Below are 18821 nucleotides of genomic sequence, written 5' to 3'. Positions count from 1 at the left end.
CCTTCGAGGTAAATTAATCTAAAGCTTCTTTTTTTGAGGATCTTTCAATAGTCGATGGCTGACATTGAGGCCCAAATGACGTGGCTTACGCTAACGCGGGTTTGAGATGGATCGGACCAGCGCCACTGATCCGGCGGCGATTGTCCCGCTCTGCTTCGCAATTGACAGATTTAGCTGCCGCACTGGTGTCTCGTCGGTTGTGTGAACCAGCGTGATGCCGCCATCTCCAGCCCCGACCCCTACCGCGATATCCGCAGCAACTGGCAGCCACATCTCGACACGCGGGTCGTTGAGATCGGTAGATCCCGGCGCGGTGAGCTTCACCACCGGTCGGCTGCCCACGATGAACTGTTTCCTCGGCTGGCAAATCCGCAGCACGGCGATGCCGCGGCGTTCCAGCACTCCCATGACATTCGCCCTGAACCCGAGCAAGGACTGTACCCGGACATTACGGATCGTGCGAGCCTTAGCCTCCGGCGTCGCATAGGTTTCGATCTCCGCGAGGCGATGCGGCAAGGCGGCGCGCAGCTCATCGAGAAGCTCATCGATCATACGGCTCGCTTCTTCATCGCTCGTGCAGGCGCGCTGATTCTCTGGCGTGCGGCGCCATTGCATCAAGAAAAATAGGTGCCAAAGTCGCATCTGCTCCTGTGACAGCACGGGTATCTGGCCGCGACGAGCCGGCCCGGTGAGTGCGGCGATCACACCGACCGCCTCATTTTCTAGGACCGAGAGCGCCCGCTCCATCGATGGGTCCTTGATGCCGGACTGGGCACGAGTGCTGTAGAGGTGATTCTGGAGGAAGAGCTCGGCGGGGCGCGCGCGTCGCACAGTGCTCGGCTTCTCACGATGATTGCACCAATAGAGCCAGCCGTCCGCGTCGGCGAACCCGTTCAGGATCATTTGAGGCACGTAATGGTGACGCTTTGGAACCGACATTGGAATGACTTCTGACAAATGGCTAGTCAGTCGGCAAGTCGGATCGGAGACTGGACACCGAATTCGATCGCGGGCTTTTAAGAGAGGATTTGCATGGGGGTTCACGTCGTTGTTCTCAGGCGGGTGAACTGATGACAGCTCTCGGTGTCAGCGGGAGTTTCGTCAGACGACCAACTTCGGTGCGCTTGGCTGCTGGGCAGATATCGACAACACGAGTGACTGGTTCGGGCGTCAGCAGACGTTCACGCTACTGCGTCGGAATGGCGAGTTTTGATCGGGAGCTGCCGCCCGTCCCTTCTGTCCGGGCGACCAAGATGCAGACGTTGGCAGCCCCTTTTTCCCAGGCATAGTTTCTGCTGTTCGCTCATCTCGCGTTGACGAGGCTTTTTGATGTCACAACCGCTCGGTTGTGACACCTACACCGTTTTGGCGGCTCTCGACTAAAATGCGTCATTCGCCGATCGAGGTCCGAAGGGCAGCTTCGCACCGGGTGTCTTGAAAAAGCCAGTTTTCTTAAGTGAATTGGCCAAAGTGCAACCTTGACGAATGTCTCTGTCGTTGCTCGTCTGAGCTTGGCTCCGGCCGCGGGGGAGAAATCATGAAGCTCAGCAAAGCAGCAATCAGGAATTTTCGCAGACTCGAAAACGTTGTCATCGACGTAGAAGAGCGAGAGACTGTTTTCGTTGGCCCGAACAACAGCGGCAAAACGTCAGCCACCGCGGTCTTTCGTGCCTTCCTAGGTTCGCGCGAATTTAAGATTCACGACTTCTCGGTCGCGAGGATTTCGGCTTTCGACGACTTTGGCGTTGCGGTGGACGAGCCTGCCGGAGCCGCCGACGCCGAACCCATGGTGGACGCGGGCGTCCACGATCCTGATCCAACGACGTCAGATGCACCCGAAGCGGCGACCGACCCGGAAGCCACTGCGGAAGCACCGACGCCGATACCCGAGGCATCCCCGACCCTGCCGGAGATCAGCCTTGATCTGTGGTTCACGATCGATCCAGAAAGCATTGCGTTCGGTCGAGTCTACACCCTGCTGCAAAACCTTTCGGACGATACCAAGGTTGGCCTGCGACTGACGTTTGGCGTCGATGAGCCTAAGAAACTGCGCGCCGACTACCTACAGGCGTACGAGAAACCGCCTGAGGGTGCCCGCACCAAGACGCTGTTCGAGTATCTCAGCCTTGAGGGCAATCTCGCGCGCTACTGCGTTGTGCGTCACTACTCGCTTAGCGAAGTCACCCTCGGCGACGGTGCGGCTTCGATCAAGGCTGTTCGGCTGGATCCGGAGGAAGGCAAGCGACTGGTCAAGAACCTGGTCCGCGCGGAGTTCGTCGATGCTCAACGCAACATCAACGACGAGGAAGGCAGCCGAGCCAACCGCCTCTCCTCGGCCTTCGCCGCGTATTATCGCAAGAATCTCCAGCAGATCGCCGCCGCGGCCGAAGCGCATAAAGTCATCGATGCCAACAACGACGCCCTGACCGCACATTACGGCTCAGAGTTCAAATCGCTCATGGCCTTGATCCGGGGCTTGGGTGTGCCGTCGATCAACGATCGCGAACTGCAGATCATCTCGGCCCTGAGTCCCGAGGTTGCCCTGAAAGGTAGCACGGAGCTGATCTATGTAGACGCGGGTCGCAACCACCGACTGCCCGAGCCCTACAACGGTCTAGGCTTCAAAAACCTGATCTACATGGCGATCCAAGCGCGCCACTTCCATTCGCAGTGGGTCGCCACAACGGAGAACCGGCCCCTCTGCCTGTTAATATTCATTGAAGAGCCTGAAGTTCACCTGCACGCCCAAGTCCAACAGACGTTCATCAATAACATCTGGGGTGTTATCAACGACAGCGCCAAAGAGGCCGGCGAGTCCGAGTTGATGCCGCAAGTGCTGGTGACTACGCACTCGTCGCACATCATCGACACCGTCGATTTCGAGAAGGTCCGCTATTTCCAGCGCTGTCACCTAGAAGGTGAGGCTAATCTGGAGGGCGTGCGTAACGCCTCGATCGTACGCAGCCTGAGGGCCTTCCGCCCCGAAGACGAGACAAAGGACGCGGCCGAACCCATCGACGAAACCGACGATAATCAGCTTCTTAGCACCAAGGAGGCATTGGCGTTCTTACAAAAGTATCTTCGGCTGACGCATTGCGACCTCTTCTTTGCTGACGCGGCGATCCTGGTTGAGGGCGCTGTCGAGAAGCTTCTTATGCCATCCATGATTGACAAGGTGGCCAAGCGCTTGCGCGGAACGTATCTCACTGTTCTTGAGGTGGGCGGCGCCTATGCCCACAGGTTCGAGGAACTCCTCAGCTTTCTGAACATCCCCTACCTGATCATCACCGATCTGGATTCGGTGACTGCTAAGGGCTACCCAAGTGCTTGCCGTGGCGACACGCCGGGCGCCCGTACATCGAACGCCTGCCTCAAGAAGCTTTGCAATGCGCGGACCGTAGCCGAGCTCTTGGCGCTGACCAAAGATAACAAGCTTAGTGTCGACAAAGATCGCTGTATCTCATTCCAGACTGGCGTTGAGATTGAGGTCGATGGCGCCAAACACCTGGCGGTCCCGCGCACGCTGGAAGAAGCGATCGCCTATGAAAACCTAGCTCAACTTCGTGCTGGGACCCTGTCAATCGGGATAGATGTTCCGGCCTCATGGCCGGCAGTTCACGAAGATGTCTACCTCCATATCCGTTCGGACAAGTTCAAGAAAACCGCCTTCGCGATGAGCCTGCTGGCGACCGATACGGACTGGACCACGCCGTCCTACATCACTGAAGGCCTGGTATGGCTTGAGGGCCGCCTCAGCCCAATCACAATTATCGGGGCGGGTGCGTAATGATGCTCAAGCGCATTGAGACCGAAGCCGACAAGAAGGTGCGCGCTTGCCTAGACGAGAAGCGCAGCTTTGCCCTAATTGCCGGCGCGGGGTCGGGGAAAACCAGTTCACTGATTGATGCTCTTGCGCGCATCCGCGAGACCGACGGCGCTCGGCTTCGGCGCGACGGACAGCGCGTGGCGTGCATCACCTACACCAAGCGCGCCACGGAAGTGATCCGAACCCGCCTCGGGTTCGACGAGCTCTACCTCGTGTCCACCCTTCACAGCTTTTTGTGGGGTCAACTCGCCGGCTTCCAGGAGGACATCCGCCGCGTCCTGATTGAGGACCGGCTACCCGCCCAGATTGCCAAGGCGGGAGAGAAAGTGACCAAGGCCGGTGGCCACACCCAAGAAGGGCAACGACAACAAGCCAAGATCATTCGCTTCCAGGCTGAGCTGAAGGACCTTCAGCTTGTCCCCCGTTTCACCTACGAGGACTCCGAGTTCAGTAACTACGCCAAGGGTGAGCTTGGGCACCCCGACATTATCGAGATCGGGTCCTACCTTCTGCGAACAAACAGGGTTTTCAGGCGGATCACGGCTCTGCGCTTTCCCTATATCTTCGTTGATGAAGCCCAAGACACCTTCAAGGGGATCGTTGAGGGCCTGAACCTAGTTTGCGCTGGTGAGGGCCTCCCGCTCGTCGGCTACTTCGGCGATCCCTGGCAGCAGATCTACGATGGGCGGGCCGGCGATTTTGCGCCGCCTCCGGGTGGCGAGACCATCACCAAGACCGAAAACTTCCGGTGCTCCGTGAGCGTGATCGCTTTCCTCAACGCCTTCCGGAAGGACGTCGAACAGTACCCAGCAGGCGACAACAAGAAGCGCCAGGGCCGCGTAGCCGTCCGGTTGGTGCGGGCGGAAAAGGGCCTGGGCAAGCGCAACACCTACACGGAAGAACAGGTTGGTCGGGCTTTGGAGCACATGGACAACGCGCTGAGCGCGTGGGGCTGGAAGGACCGTGACGACGTCATGAAGCTCCTCCTAGCCCGGCAGATGATTGCGCGCCGGTTGGGATTTTCCGCGCTGAACGATCTCTTCAACGACGGTCGCATGGCGTCGAGCCGGGCCACTGACGCCTTCGAAGAAGGCAGCCACTTTCTGCTGACGCCGTTTCTGTCGACAATCTGCCCCCTGCTCCGAGCGAAGGAAGAGGGCCAGCCCCACCGAGTAAACGAGGTGCTGCGCCGCGAGAGCCCGGCCTTCGCCACCGACGGCGAAAACGCCAATAGGTCGCTGCGCCAGATGCTGGAGGCCTCAAAGGCCGCCATCGACGACCTGCACAAGCACTGGACCACCCAAACTGTCGGCGAAATTCTGCGCCATAGCGCCAAGACCCGCCTGATCAATGTATCCGACAGATTGCGAGAGCACCTAGCGCGAGAGCCGCGCGCTGAAGTTTACGATGAGACCCTGCACGCCCAGGAGAAGGGCGATTGGCTCGCCGACGCCTTCTTTGCCATGAAGCCCGACACGATCGCCCCCTATACCAAGTATATTCTGGAAAACTCCGCCTTCAGCACCCAGCACGGCGTGAAGGGTGAGGAGTATGACCGCGTGCTAGTCCTTTACGACGATACTGAAGCAAAGTGGAACGTTTACAACTTCAACAAGATGCTGACTCCCGACACCTGCGGCGTGCCGACGGACGGACAGTTAGATAAGAGCCGAAAGCTTGCCTACGTATCTTTTTCGCGCGCCGAAGACGAGCTAGGTATCATCCTGTTCACGCCCAATCCTGAAAGAGCTAAGGCCGAGATGATGAGCCGCTTCGCTATGAGGGAAGAGCAGATCTCAATAGACAGCTAGAGTATTCATGTCTGTCACTTAGCAGATTTTGGTAATCTAAGATATGAGTCAAGAGTCGGCGTTCGGACCATCGCTTATACACGGTAGGGGCGCCCCAAAGGTCGCTTATCTTAGGGTGCCAAAACCGGAGGCTGTGAGCCTGCACATCGTCACATAGTTTCGTGCTGGTTTCAAAGTGTCAAAAGGGCGCATCATAAGTCTGCTCACGGTGGGGGGCGCCCCGTTCACGCCCCCCTGCCCTACCGTCTGAAAGAGCGTCCGCTTTGTCGTGGTCGACGCCCGAAAGCGGACTGGCAGCTCTCCCCCCATACGCGGACGAGATCGCATGACGGCCGCTAGGCTAAATCGCCATCCCAGTGGGCTACGGCGTCCAGATCAGTCCCTCGCGCAGATGGCTGTCGATCTCGACCTCCCGGGCCAGCGGGTGGTTCATGAGGATGAGTCGCAGCGTGCGCAGCGCCGTGTAGGCCTGCTCCATCAGATCGCGCTGCTTGAGGGCGATATCTGGATCGAACGCGTTGCCCACGCCGACGTGCGCGGGCTTGTTGCGAAGCTTGCGCACCTTTCGGAACGTCGCGAGCATATCGTCCATCGGCGCGGGTTCTCGCGGCCGGAACTTCTGCCGGAGCCATTCCTCGAGCAGCTGCAGGGAGCCCTTACGCTCGAGGCGGAAGCCTCCGCCCTCGACGTCAATTCGGCGTTCGCGCGCAACGTCGTCGCCGAAGAAGGCGAGGTCGATGTTGTCCGAGATCATCTTGTCGAGAGTCGCCACGAAGTCGTTGAACTCTTTGACGGTGGGACGGAGAAGCGAACCAAACTCCCGAGGCCGGTCGCGCGAATGGTCGTGGCGGAACAGGCCCGGCCGGCCGATGGCGGCGGCGATCCGGTTCATCGTCTCCAGCTCCATGATGAAGGCTTCGTAGAGCGACAGCCGCTCCGGGAAGTGGCCCATGACGGCGCGGTGGTGGTCAGGGTGGAGGGAGGTCGGCACGTCGACCTCCCTCATCCGCCAGCGCTGCTGGGCCTCCAGCGACAGCTGCGAGAGATCCCACAGCATGGCGGCGACGAACATCGCGCGGTCTTCGCCGAAGGCGAAGCCGAACCGGAGATAAACATTCTCTTCGCTCCGGACTCCAGCGTCGTCGTGCGCGTAGATCTGCCCCTGGATGTCGTTGGTGCTGTATTCAAACCGGGGGTCGTTGCGGTAGTCCTCCAGAATTCGCAGTTCGAACGCGCGGTGCCCGAGCTGGGGCTCTCCGCGTGCGAGTTCGTACGTGTAGGGGCGGCCCGGATACTGCTCCGGCGTCACGACGGTGTCGAGGTACGCGCGCGTCGGATAGAAGTTGCCCTGGACGAAGCCGCGCTCGTCCAACTTGCGCAGCGTTTCCTCCTTCGGTTCGTCCGGCAGGGCGCGAATGAACGGATTGGGGTGGATGTCGCCGAACACGATCGTGGCGAGGCCGCAATCGATTAAGACGCGAAGCGACCGCCTAGTCTCTTCGTGATCGTCGCCCGCCAACTTCATCAGCGGCAGACCGTTGAAGCGGCCGGAGACCAGATAGGCGTGCGCCATCACTTGAATGAGCTCTTCCGGCGACAACGTCTCGAACTCCCGACTTGAAACGGATTGTGCTAACTCGTTGAATGGAAGCGGGTTTTTGTCCTCTCTCTCCGACATAGCACTGCTACCTCAGTCTGACGACTATAATAGCCGCCGCAGTCGGCCGTTCCGAAATCTTGATCTTCGGCTAGCCGGTTCGCTGGGGGGGGGCAGTTGCTGTAAGCTACTCGCCGAATGGCTCGGTGAGCGGAGTGGGCGGCCCCTTCTCCTCCGCCCCTCCTCGAGTAGGGTGGGCCTACTCCGTCCCGCCATCCTCGCCGATGATTTCGAACGTGCTGTCAGAGCCGAACTCCTCGCGCAGATAATCGGCGAGGTCTGCGCGATCTTGGAAGTGCCTGCCAACGTCGATCTTCTGCGCCGTGGTCAGATGTCGTCCAGTGTCGGCGTCCTGCACCGAATCGATCTGAAACATGTCACCCGTCCCGCCCTTTCCATAACTCAACGACACATTCAGGTGCATACCATCATCTTCTCTATCGCGAGCGAGCGACGCTGCGCCGCCCTTCCCTCGAAGGTGCAAGATGGTGAAAACCCGCTCAGGATCAACCGGCCTTGGTCCGACCGGCCCTTATCCCGGCGGTCGAATGCGACCAACGACTGCCGTTCTACGCTTTGGCCCGCGCATGAACGGAGGTCTGGTTACCTTGAGTTGTCACCCGAAAGCGGTCGGGCTGGTTTTCACCACAAACGGCGATGCCGGCGCCTGCCCGGCTGCCTGAACGAACGTCCGCTTACGCCGTTTGATTTCCGAAAGCGGACGGGCGGCTTTCCACCAGTTTCACTGTAAATGCGGACAGTCCGCATGCACCTTATTACGCCGTATACTGTGAAGCAGTGCGTTCCTGCCGCTTCAGGATCCGCTGCCAGAACGTGGTGCGGTCCTCCATTGGAGAAGCTTCTTTCGCCTGTGGGTAGCGGGCGTCTTTGCCGAATAACCTCAACCAACCGGCCGCTAATGCCCCTGCCTCTGCCACGACGTTTATGATAGAAGGCCACATGCTCAAGACAAGAATGAAGCGGGTCGCCGATCGCGGCAATCACGCGGTGCGTCGCCTTGCCGAAATCGAAGCCTCGATCGCGAACCTTTCCAACGAGGATCTGCTCGATTTGGCTGACATCTTTAAAGCCGAACCCCGCCGGCCAATCGGGGATATCGCGTTCGCGGAAATGGCGCGGCGGAATATCAGTCTCTGAGCGCCCGTCGGGAACGGAGTGGCAGAATCATGTGCCCCCACCGAGCACATCGGTTACGCGAAGGATCTCCCGCAACTTTACCGATCATAATAAGGCGACGACGCAGCGATGGTAGCGATTGGCAACCGGATCGATGAGATAGGCACGCTGATCCGCGATGGCGGGGCATTCTATCTTCGCCGCGATTTCGGCGGGCGCTACGAGCTGGAACTGCATCGCACCCCCGTAGATCTGGTAGAAAAACGCGTCCGGCTTATCGGCACATTGGTTGGCCCAGATCTGGTGAACGCTGACGGCGTTGCGCCAGCTTAGCCGGTCGGGAATGCCTTCGCCTGAGTCGTCAGTCACTGGCCGCAATTCTGATTCAACCTGACTCATTGCCGTTGCGCACAAACCACGAACGGCCATCATCCTAGCCATGGAACAGCGGATCATTCACGCCTGCGGTCATGAGCAGGGTCATTATCTTACCGGGTTTGACAGCCAGCAGGAACGCAAGGTCAAATGGCTGAAGACGACGAGCTGTCGAGACTGCTTCGTTGCGGAAAAGCGAGCAGAGGAAGCCGCTGCAGCAGCGTTGAGCAACGCTGCTATCTCCCATCTTGATCTTCCACCGCTGACCGGCACCGACCGGCAAGTCAGTTGGGCGTCTACGATCAGGACCAAGCGGCTCGCAGTCCTAATCAACTCCAATAGCGGCGTCGATTGTTACGCTTGCCTTCAGGTCACTGACGCCAAATGGTGGATCGATCGCCGCGATCTGACGGACGTCGATCTGATGGCGGCAGCGGCGCAGGCATCGGAAGTCCAAAGCGCCACGGCGGTCACGGCGTCGATCACGGATATGCATCGGACGGCATGATCATCTCGCCGGCGCCAGCGCGACGACCAACCTTGCGACGGCGGTGTCATTGATAGCACGAACTCCAACGCGATATCACGGGCATGCCCACTTCTCGAGATTCTAGCGGGTGCGAACCGTACCTCTGACAGCCCGGTGCTCTTAGGGTATGCCTTTCGCAGACCTCTCAATAGCTGGTACTTTAATCCCGTCCTGACGGCGTAAAAAGGACTAGACTAATAAGTACCACATATAGCAGACTACGGGATGTTTATCCGAGCCTATCTTCGCGCTTCTACCTCCGAACAGGATGCGTCGCGCGCCAAGAGCGCCCTCGATGAGGTGGCCCCTTAAATGACCTGACAGAGCCCCGCTCTTAGATAAGAGTGAGGCATATGACTGACGGTACGACCAGGCGTTACAACGATGGCGAGGTTCTCTCCGGTGTTCAGCGCCGGAGGCGGTGGACACCGGAGGAAAAGGTCCGGATCGTCGAGGAGACGTATCTACCGGGCATGACCGTGTCGCTCGTCGCCCGCCGGCACGGCATCGGTGGCAATCAGATCTTCACCTGGCGGCGCTTGATGGCGCAGGGTGCGCTGACCGCCGCGACAGCGGGCGAGGAAGTGGTGCCAGCGTCCGAGTACCGTGCGCTCGAGGCGCAGGTGCGCGAACTACACCGGCTGCTCGGCAAGAAGGCCATGGAAAACGAGCTGCTCCGCGAGGCCGTGTCCCGGGCCGCAGGCCCAAAAAAACTGCTCTTGCGCTCGACCTCGTTGCCGCGGGATGGACGGTGAGCGCGGTGTCAGGCGCGGTTGGAATTGCTCGCCCACACCTGTCTGCAATGCGCCATCGCCCGGCGCCCCGACCACGCGGACGACCGCCGCTGCCGGATGCCGAGCTGGTCGCCGACATCCGCGCGCTCATCGCCGATCTGCCGACCTATGGCTATCGCCGCGTTCATGCTCTGCTCCGCCGGCAGGCCGAGAAGACCGGGCGCGAAGCGCCCAATCCGAAACGCGTTTACCGCGTCATGAAAGTGCACGGGCTGCTGCTACAGCGGGACGGCGAACGCCGCGAGGAACGGCGTCACGATGGCCGGGTCGCCGTCGATCTGCGCAACACCCGCTGGTGCTCCGACGGGCTGGAGATCACCTGTGACAATGGCGAGAAGGTACGTGTCGCATTCGCGCTCGACTGCTGCGACCGTGAAGCGATGGGACACGTGGCGACGACGGGCGGCATCACCGCAGAGGACGTCCAGGACTTGATGGTCGCCACGGTCGAGCATCGCTACGGACGGGTGAACCGCGTGCCCCAACCGATCGAGTGGCTCACCGACAACGGAAGCTGCTACACCGCTCGCAACACACGTGCGTTCGCCCGGGACATCGGATTGATCCCGCGCACGACCCCAGTCAGCAGTCCTCAATCGAATGGCATGGCTGAGGCATTCGTTCGCACCCTCAAGCGCGATTATGTCCGTGTGAACCCCAGGCCGAATGCGCAGAGCGTCATCGACCAACTGCCCGGCTGGTTCGACCATTATAACGAGGTGCATCCGCATCGCGCTTTGCGCTATCGATCCCCACGCGAGTTCATCGCGCAAACCTGCGAGGCTCTGTCAGGCCTTTAGGGGGCAACAACACTCGACGTGTTTGCGACCGAGCACGGGCTTCGGATTGCGGCCCGCTATGTCGAAAACGAAAGTGGAGCCAAGCTTCACCGGCCAGAGCTGTTCCGCCTGCTTTCGGATTGCGAGCCGGGAGACGTGCTCTTGGTCGAGCAGGTTGATCGGCTTTCCCGCCTCACCTCCCCAGACTGGATCAAACTGCGGAATCTAATCGACGCCAAGCAGGTCCGGGTTGTTGCACTCGACCTGCCGACGTCGTGGATCCTGACGGCACCGACGGATGAGTTCACCGGCCGAATGTTCGCAGCGGTCAACGCCATGATGTTGGACGTACTCGCCGCGGTTGCCCGTAAGGACTATGAGGATCGCCGTCGTCGACAAGCCGAAGGCACCGCAAAAGCCAAGGCAGCGGGCCTTTATAAGGGACGTCCCGAGAACAAGACCCGCAACGCTGCGATCTCGAGCCTTCTTCGCGATGGCCGAAGCTGGCGCGATATAATGGATGCGACTGGGTGCAGTCGAACGCTGCTAGCCAAGATTGCTCGTGATCGCCGTCGTCAGGCAGAGGCTGACGCAGCAATGTCAGACGCGCACCCTTAATGTGTTCAGGCAGACTCTAGACTCTCATAATGAGGTGTCCGATTTCTCTGCTATCGACCCTGTTTGAAGGGGTTTTGTATACCAAAGCCCATGCCCACTCAGGGTATACCCTTTCTGACAAATACGGGGCGCCCATAACTGTGTCTGCCGATCATAGAATTTTCGGGAACGGCCGGGTTGGGTGGACGCTTACCGGCAGCATCAATGACGCGGCTTGCGTCCTATCTCACATTTGAAGCTCATGGAGATGTCTGACATGACCATTCCAAGCGCTGGCGGATCAATCGTTATGAAGCAATGGGCTCAGCTAATTCCGGTTGCTTGTGAGGATGCTGATGGACCTGCAGAGCTCTAGAGAATGAGTAGACCTCTGAACGATCCGATAGACAGACGCATGGTTCCCCGGCGTGAGAAGCCGCTAGACAAACGTCGATGGTGGATGCGATCACGCCGTACCTTCGGCTTTTCGGTTATGGTATTGGTTGACGTCATTATCCTGTTGGTTGTCCGGTACGGAACAACCAATGATAGCGACGCTGCAGGCAACGGTATGTCTCATGCCATTGACATAGCATTGTTTGAGATTGGGGGAGCTACGGTCTGCTTTGTTACGTTTCTGTACGTCATCATTCCAAGCCGAAATATAAGGATTGTTTTCACGATTATTATGGCGCTGATTATGGTAGCTTTGATGGTGATAACCGCCTGACGAGCTTTGTATCAGAGTAACGGCCCGGTTGAGAAAACCTGATCGGCTGAAATCGCGCAATTCGGGGGCGGTACATCGAACGCATCCAAATATACGCTAACGATAGGGAGTGACGGAAAACCTCCAAAATCTGGTTTCCGCCTACTAAGACAATACGACAGGGTTTGTCGCGTACCCCGACCGTCGATTATTAGCTGCGGCCAGCCCTTTAGTGATACCCTCGGAAATCATGTGTTTTCCGACAGTCTCAAGACGCTGCGGCAACCTATACCGGCGTCATGACCAAGATACTCGATACGGACAGGAGATCGCAGGGTTCACCTGAACCCTCATTTCTGCACCTGAACGACAGCGCTCGGCATCATCGGGTCGCCTGACGCAATGACGAGGTACCGGCGCATGTCGCCCTTCGCGTCGCTGACGATCTGGCGGAGCGGTCCGAGCGTGTTGACGATCGCGCCGCCCGCGGGATTGGTCATGAACTTTGCCAGAGGCTGGATCACGCCGCCACCATCAGCGCGGGAGGATAGCCCAAGGACATAGGGCATCTTTGGGCTGAGGCCCGCAACCGCCGCCTGCAGGATCTGGACTTGGCCTTGATCGAACAGCGTGACCTGGCTGCGGCCAGTCCCGGCGAGGGTCAGCTGGATCTTCATGCCGGCCTGTGCGAGCGGTATCAGGTTTGCACGGCCTTCGCCTACCGGCACCGCGCCGGGAACATAGGCCACGCCTTGCGGCCCCTGACCGATCGGAATCGTCGCGATGACGGTGTTGCTGGCGGTGTCGATCGCCGCAACAGCGTCGGCGTTCTCCAGCCCGACATAGATCCGCGAGCCGTCGCCCGACGGCCACAGACCGTGCGGCAGCGCGCCGACCGGGATGCTCGCGACCTGCACGAAGTCGGTGGTGCGGAACACCTTCACGACATTCTCGGTGCCGACCGTCACATAGGCGAACTGGCCGGCCTTGGTGCGGGCGATGTTGACGTGGTTGGTGATCGCGCCGGTGTCGAACGTCTTCAGCACTGCGAAGGGTGGCTTGGCGTCGAACACCATGACCTTGCCGACGTCCTTCAGCGTCAGCCAGACCTGCTTGCCGTCGGGCGTCGCGGCGATGTCGGGGCAGAACGGGCTTGCCTGCTTGACGCGACCGACGATCTTCTTCGAGGCGGTGTCGATCACCACGGTCTCGGGTGAGAAGCTCGAACAGACATAGCCGTATTTCCCGTTCGGCGAGAAGATCGTCATGCCGGGGCCGTTAGGTACGGGAATGCGCGTCGTTGGCGCGAACGTCTTGCCGTCGAGTACCTGAATGTAATCCTCGCCGCGCACCGCGACCCACACTTCGCGACCATCGGGACGGAAGAACGCCTCGTGCGGCGAGCGCCCGACATAGGTCGTGTGCTTCACGGCGTTGGTCGCGGTGTCGATGAACGTCACCGAGTTCGACCCGATGGAGATCACCGCCAGCGTCTTACGGTCGGGCGAGAAGCCCATGCCGTGGACGAGCAGCTGCCCCTTGTAGAGTGGGCTGAGATTGGCGGGGGTCTGGTCACCGAGCTTGATGACGCCGAGCAGCGTGTTGGTCGACGGATCGATCACCGACACGGTGTTGGAGAACTGGTCCGAGGTGTAGAACCGGTCCTGCGCGCTGACGGGTATGTCGGGGCTCGCGTTCGGAACTTGCTGCGCAAATGCCGGGGCCGAGAAAGACAGGGCGGCACAGGCGGTTAAGGTGAAACGCTTCATGGACGGTCTCCTTGATGGGGGTGACCGGTCGCGGTCGGTTCGGTGTGGGGCGGCAACGCGCCGCCTTCGGATAGGATGCTCTGCATCACCGCGATTTCCTGTCGTTGTTCGACGATGATTCCCTGCGCAAGCCGGCGCAGGCGTTCGTCTTTGCCATAGCGCAGTTCGACTTCGGCCATGTCGATCGCGCCCTGATGATGGGGAATCATCATCCTTGCGAAGTCGCGATCGGGATCGCTCGAATAACCGGTCATCATCGCGCCGTGCATCCGCGTCATCGCCGCATCCATAGCGGACGCGAAGCTGTCCGTTTGCGCTATAGCGGCCGTCGATCCGGACAAGGCTATCGCGATCAGCAAGGTCGTGCGTGATTTCATCGTCATGCCCCTAGTCATCCCATTTACGACACACGAGCGATGATGCCGATAGTCGTTGCTAGCACGGCCATGCAGCCCGGGAGAAAGAGCATCTGTATAGCCGCTTCGCGCCCTGTGATCGTGCCCGTCAGGATATCGACCGGGCCCTTGATGAACTCTGGGAACGAGCGGAGATGTTCGCCGGGGGCGGGAGTATCGGCGAGTACGATGCCGCCTGCGATCAGAGCGAAATACAGGATCATGAAGACTGACACGACCGTAAGGACGAGCGCCGTAGCTGCATCACGTGCGAAGAAGGTCCAGAAAGTCAGCAGCATGGCTGCATACACGCCGACCAGCAGGCCCAACGTGACAGGATGGACGCCGCGCGATGCGATGCCTGGAGCCGTCCTTTCCAACTCGTCATAATTGCCTGCATCCGGCACGATTGCGAGATGTCGACGGACAGGCCTAGGAGCAACGAGTGTCTCGGGAGCGAGATCGTAGATCGGCTGTGTTGCCATGAGGAAGTCTGCGCGCGTCTCGATGAATGCCGAGCGTGACAGGATAGATGATCGCGGCGCGACCGTCGGTCCAACGCATGGGCATGGTCGTTCCGATCATTTAACAAGAACGGTCGGCAATCTATGATCGCGTTTTCGTATTGAAATCATCGCGTCCATGCGTTGGACGCGAGGGACATATCGGTCGATCTAGCGGCATCGGACCGGCACGATCACCCGCCGGATCCGCGATAAGGATCAAACGATGAAAGCTGCGATCGTTCTGGTTGCCGCGATGTTGGCCTCCGTAGCGCCAGTTCCGGCGATCGCTCAGGCCTATTGGGCTGCGCCGGCCGCGGACGACTTTGCCTACGATATCAATGCGGTTCAGGCACCGTGGTCGAAGGCTGATATCGACGTCAGCCACCATGACCGGATCTATGTGTCTGACCCTACATCGACGAAGATCGTTGTCATCGATCCTGCAGCGGGCAACGAACTGGGACGGATCGACCTCTCCAAGAGCGGGATGGCTGAGCCCAGCTTTTCCAGCCCGAACGTCCAGCGCCTGGCTGCGGCGCGTGATGGGCGGACCGTAGCTACACTAGCCACGAGAAGCGTGACGCTCCTAGATCTGGCCACGAACACGGAACGAGGCCGGACCGTGTTCGAGACGTCGCCTACCGCCGTCGCGTTCACACCCAACGGGCACGAACTCTGGGTTTCGCTTGGCGATGAGTATGCCATCGCAGTCGTGGATCCGAAGACCGCGCGGGAAATCACTCGCGTACCAGCAAGTGGCGGAGCGGGCGCGACCATCCTGTCGCCTGACGGACGCTATGCCTTTGTGTCGCTTACGGCGCAGCCGTCCGTCCTGGTTGTCGACGTCGCGCATCGGCGCGTTGTCGGACACGTCGCCAGCACCGGTGCAGGTGCGGGAGCAATCGCGGTCTCGCCAGATGGCAAACAGATATGGGCGACACGCCGCGATAGCGGCACGACCACGGTCTTTGCTGCCAAACCGCCGTTTGCGGTACGCGAAGTGATAAACACTGGTCCCGCAACAAGCGCAGTCAACTTCGCCCAGCGCGCAGACGATTCGTTTGCCTATGTCGGCGTTGGCGGCGATCAACCTGGAATCAAGGTCTATAGAACCGACAGCCTGGAAGCTGTGACAACCGTCCCGCTGCAAGCGGCTCCGACCGCGGTTTGGCCGTCGGGCGATGGTACGAGGATCTATGCCAGCCTGGCCGGAACCAACAAGGTCGCCGCGATCGACACGCTGACGTACACCACGGCGTCGACAATCCCGATCAGTACCGATGCGCAAAGCCTAATCTACGTTCCCGGTGCCGTCCGATCAGGAAAAGGTCTCGCCAATCTGGTGCCATCCGGGCGCGATGCGGCGCTTGCCCTGGCGGCGCGTTGATCGGTCTCACACCGTCTGTAATCTCCCAACGAAAGCCCTTTCCAAAATGACCAAGCCCCCCGTCAGGATCGCGATCAGCGGTGCCGCAGGACAAATTTGTTATTCGCTGCTCTTCCGGGTCGCGCAGGGTGACGTGTTCGGACCGGACCAGCCCGTTATCCTTCAACTGCTCGACGTGCCGCAGGCGCTGGACGCAGTACGCGGCGTGGTCATGGAACTTGAGGATTGCGCGTTCCCGCTGCTGGCAGATGTGATCATTACTGATGATCCGAAGGTGGCTTTCAAGGACATCGATGCGGCCATGCTAGTCGGGTCTCGTCCCCGCTCGAAGGGCATGGAGCGCCGTGATCTGCTCGCTGCCAACGCAGCGATCTTCAAGACGCAGGGCGCAGCGCTGGACGCAGTGGCCAAACGCGACGCCAAGATCCTGGTCGTCGGCAATCCCGCCAACACAAATGCCTGGATCCTTGCGCAAAGCGCACCGGGTTTCCCTGCCAAAAACATCACGTCGATGATCCGGCTGGATCACAACCGCGCGCAGGGACAGCTTGCGGCCAAAGCGGGTGTCGGTGTCGATGCGATTACAAAGCTCGTTGTCTGGGGAAACCATTCGCCGACGATGTTTGCCGACTGGGGGAATGCCGAACTCGATGGCCAAAAGCTTGCCGACCGTATCGGAGACGAGGCCTGGTACCGCGAGACCCTGATCCCCACCGTTGCGCAGCGCGGAACCGCGATCATCGAAGCACGGAGTGCGTCCTCGGCCGCGTCGGCCGCAAATGCGGCGATCGACCACTTACGCGACTGGGTGCACGGGGCAGGCGATAATTGGGTGTCGATGGGCGTGGTGTCAGATGGCTCCTACGGTATCCCGCAAGGGCTGGTTTGTGGAGTGCCGGTGCACTGCACGAGCGGTGGCTACGTGCGTATCGAAGGCCTGACCCTCGATCCATTCCAGCGAACGATGCTCGATCGCACGATTGCCGAACTGGTCGATGAACGTGAGGCGGTCATCGACATTCTGAAATAACCAATCGGCATACCTGATTGGAATGACCATAATCTTTGGTTGGTGAGATTGATCTCCTTTCCCTATTATTAGGGCAAGGAGATCGGGCATGACCCTGGAACAACTCAGGATTTTCGTCGGTGTCGCAGAGCGCGAGCACATGACGCGTGCTGCCGAAGCGCTCAATGTGACGCAGTCGGCCGCAAGCGCTGCCATCGCCGCGCTAGAAGCTCGGCACGGCGTGCCGCTGTTCCACCGGGTCGGCCGCGGGATCGAACTGTCCGAAGCGGGCCGCATGTTTCTGATCGACGCACGCGCCGTCCTTGGCCGTGCGGCTAGCGCGGAACTTGCACTGGCCGAATATGCCGGGCTGGAGCGCGGCACACTGCGGCTGGTCGCAAGCCAAACGATCGCGGGCTATTGGCTGCCCCGCCAGCTAGCGGCGTTCCATGCGCGCTACCCCGCGATCACGATCGAACTGGCGATCGACAACACGGAAGGGGCCGCGGCGCGCGTGCTCGACGGTGCGGTCGAGCTCGGCTTCGTCGAGGGTGTGATCGACGAGCCCGCGCTCGCGCATTGGACGGTCGCTAACGACCGCATGGTGCTGGTAAGCGACCGCGCAGCCGACACGATCGACGAGGACTGGATCCGCGCCGCACGCTGGATCGTCCGCGAGCAGGGATCGGGCACGCGCTCGTCGTTCGAAGAGGTATTGCGTCAGCGTGGCGTCGATCCGTCGGACCTCACCATAGCGCTGACCCTGCCATCGAACGAGGCAGTCCGCAGCGCGGTCGAGGCCGGCGCAGGCGTCGCGGTGCTGTCGCAGCATGTCGTCGCGCCATCAATCGCCGCTGGAACGTTGCACGATCTGCCGCTCGGTCTGCCGCGGCGTCCGTTCTACGCGCTGCGCCATAAAGAGCGGTATCGAACGCGCGCGGCAGATGCGCTGACCGATCTCATCAAGGAGACTGGCAAGTGACCGCCGATCTGAAACCCGTTCTCGATGGCCTGAAGCCCCTCAGCCGGCTCGACTCCCCGCGCGAGATGATCCGGCAGTTCACCCCCAACTGGTTCGCCGCGACGATGGGCACCGGCATTCTCGCGCTCGCCTTGCCGCAGGTGCCGGGCGTCGGCGCATCGCTGCACCCGGTCGGCGAGGCGCTGTGGTACTTCAACATCGCGCTCTTCACGCTGTTCGCCGGGCTCTACACCGCGCGCTGGACGATGTTCGGACACGAGGCGCGGCGGATCTTCGGGCACAACACCGTGTCGATGTTCATCGGCACGATCCCGATGGGGCTGGCGACGATCATCAACGGATGTCTCGCATTCGGCCTGCCGCAGTTCGGCGCGGGCGTGATCCCGATCGCCGAGACATTGTGGTGGATCGACGTCGCGATGTCGCTCGCCTGCGGTGTGGCGATCCCCTACCTCATGTTCACGCGGCACGAACATTCGCTCGACGGCATGACCGCGGTGTGGCTGCTGCCGGTGGTCGCGGCGGAGGTCGCAGGTGCGAGCGGCGGCCTGCTCGCCCC

Annotated in this window: 18 protein-coding genes; 11 read left to right on the top strand and 7 right to left on the bottom strand. The window is 60.4% G+C overall.

Translation table 11 applies throughout. The annotated features are described in order from the left end of the window. Positions 1 to 90: 90 nt before the first annotated feature. Positions 91 to 939, bottom strand: a complete 849-nt coding sequence (locus C8J26_RS17135) for a DUF4238 domain-containing protein (RefSeq protein ID WP_107959438.1) — start codon at positions 937 to 939, stop codon at positions 91 to 93. Positions 940 to 1537: 598 nt separating this feature from the next. On the opposite strand from C8J26_RS17135, the gene C8J26_RS17125 reads away from it, so the two are divergent. Both C8J26_RS17125 and C8J26_RS17120 read left to right on the top strand, forming a co-directional pair. After that, on the top strand, positions 1538 to 3787 hold the full coding sequence (locus C8J26_RS17125) for an AAA family ATPase (RefSeq protein WP_208631441.1): 2250 nt from the start codon (positions 1538 to 1540) through the stop codon (positions 3785 to 3787). Continuing rightward, positions 3787 to 5637, top strand: coding sequence for a UvrD-helicase domain-containing protein (locus C8J26_RS17120; protein ID WP_208631440.1), 1851 nt, complete (start codon positions 3787 to 3789; stop codon positions 5635 to 5637). Before C8J26_RS17125 ends, C8J26_RS17120 begins: the two co-directional genes overlap by 1 nt. 361 nt (positions 5638 to 5998) lie before the next feature. Here C8J26_RS17120 and C8J26_RS17115 read toward each other — a convergent pair whose 3' ends face one another. Then, positions 5999 to 7210: an AAA family ATPase gene (locus tag C8J26_RS17115; RefSeq protein WP_107959437.1), complete on the bottom strand. Its 1212-nt coding sequence runs from the start codon at positions 7208 to 7210 to the stop codon at positions 5999 to 6001. A gap of 283 nt (positions 7211 to 7493) precedes the next feature. Continuing rightward, the gene (locus C8J26_RS20575) at positions 7494 to 7670 is read right to left on the bottom strand and encodes a hypothetical protein (protein WP_156340075.1); all 177 of its coding nucleotides are present in this window, start codon (positions 7668 to 7670) and stop codon (positions 7494 to 7496) included. 584 nt (positions 7671 to 8254) lie between these two features. Here C8J26_RS20575 and C8J26_RS17100 point away from each other — a divergent pair. After that, positions 8255 to 8452 (top strand): hypothetical protein, encoded by a 198-nt coding sequence (locus C8J26_RS17100; RefSeq protein ID WP_107959435.1) that lies wholly within the window; start codon positions 8255 to 8257, stop codon positions 8450 to 8452. Between the two features lie 84 nt (positions 8453 to 8536). On the opposite strand, the gene C8J26_RS21205 is transcribed toward C8J26_RS17100, so the two are convergent. Continuing rightward, the gene (locus C8J26_RS21205) at positions 8537 to 8872 is read right to left on the bottom strand and encodes a hypothetical protein (protein ID WP_208631439.1); all 336 of its coding nucleotides are present in this window, start codon (positions 8870 to 8872) and stop codon (positions 8537 to 8539) included. On the opposite strand from C8J26_RS21205, the gene C8J26_RS17090 reads away from it, so the two are divergent. From C8J26_RS17090 to C8J26_RS17070, 4 genes are all read left to right on the top strand, one after another. Next, on the top strand, positions 8871 to 9314 hold the full coding sequence (locus C8J26_RS17090) for a hypothetical protein (protein ID WP_107959433.1): 444 nt from the start codon (positions 8871 to 8873) through the stop codon (positions 9312 to 9314). The genes C8J26_RS21205 and C8J26_RS17090 overlap by 2 nt on opposite strands. Before the next feature lie 374 nt (positions 9315 to 9688). Further along, positions 9689 to 10929 (top strand): IS3 family transposase gene (locus C8J26_RS17080; protein ID WP_425275417.1). Its coding sequence is split into 2 segments (ribosomal slippage): positions 9689 to 10037 and positions 10037 to 10929, totalling 1242 coding nucleotides; the frame shifts between segments, so codons are not numbered across the junction. 18 nt (positions 10930 to 10947) lie between these two features. Further along, the gene (locus tag C8J26_RS17075) at positions 10948 to 11526 is read left to right on the top strand and encodes a recombinase family protein (RefSeq protein ID WP_107959431.1); all 579 of its coding nucleotides are present in this window, start codon (positions 10948 to 10950) and stop codon (positions 11524 to 11526) included. Between the two features lie 394 nt (positions 11527 to 11920). Then, positions 11921 to 12235, top strand: a complete 315-nt coding sequence (locus C8J26_RS17070; RefSeq protein ID WP_146168879.1) for a hypothetical protein — start codon at positions 11921 to 11923, stop codon at positions 12233 to 12235. 329 nt (positions 12236 to 12564) lie between these two features. Here C8J26_RS17070 and C8J26_RS17065 read toward each other — a convergent pair whose 3' ends face one another. From C8J26_RS17065 to C8J26_RS17055, 3 genes are read right to left on the bottom strand one after another with little or no spacing between them, the layout of a single operon-like run. After that, positions 12565 to 13983, bottom strand: coding sequence for a YncE family protein (locus C8J26_RS17065; RefSeq protein ID WP_055879837.1), 1419 nt, complete (start codon positions 13981 to 13983; stop codon positions 12565 to 12567). Beyond that, entirely contained in the window at positions 13980 to 14360 is a 381-nt protein-coding gene (gene copM / locus C8J26_RS17060) for a CopM family metallochaperone (protein ID WP_268795101.1), read from the bottom strand. The genes C8J26_RS17065 and copM overlap by 4 nt, the downstream gene beginning before the upstream one ends. 23 nt (positions 14361 to 14383) lie before the next feature. Continuing rightward, complete coding sequence (locus C8J26_RS17055; protein ID WP_146168878.1) at positions 14384 to 14863, bottom strand: hypothetical protein; 480 nt, start codon at positions 14861 to 14863, stop codon at positions 14384 to 14386. 244 nt (positions 14864 to 15107) lie between these two features. Between C8J26_RS17055 and C8J26_RS17050 the strand changes: the two genes are divergently transcribed. The 4 genes from C8J26_RS17050 to C8J26_RS17035 all read left to right on the top strand — a co-directional run. Further along, positions 15108 to 16271: a YncE family protein gene (locus tag C8J26_RS17050; protein WP_107959429.1), complete on the top strand. Its 1164-nt coding sequence runs from the start codon at positions 15108 to 15110 to the stop codon at positions 16269 to 16271. Positions 16272 to 16317: 46 nt separating this feature from the next. Further along, positions 16318 to 17301 (top strand): malate dehydrogenase, encoded by a 984-nt coding sequence (locus tag C8J26_RS17045; RefSeq protein WP_107959428.1) that lies wholly within the window; start codon positions 16318 to 16320, stop codon positions 17299 to 17301. 88 nt (positions 17302 to 17389) lie between these two features. After that, complete coding sequence (locus C8J26_RS17040) at positions 17390 to 18262, top strand: LysR family transcriptional regulator (RefSeq protein WP_107959427.1); 873 nt, start codon at positions 17390 to 17392, stop codon at positions 18260 to 18262. Further along, positions 18259 to 18821, top strand: a 563-nt coding sequence (locus C8J26_RS17035) for a TDT family transporter (protein WP_483009889.1), incomplete at its 3' end; no start/stop codon positions are given. The genes C8J26_RS17040 and C8J26_RS17035, both read left to right, overlap by 4 nt.

It is taken from the genome of Sphingomonas aurantiaca, from assembly GCF_003050705.1.
GTDB lineage: Bacteria > Pseudomonadota > Alphaproteobacteria > Sphingomonadales > Sphingomonadaceae > Sphingomonas > Sphingomonas aurantiaca.
This window is presented reverse-complemented; position numbering and strand designations above follow the sequence as displayed.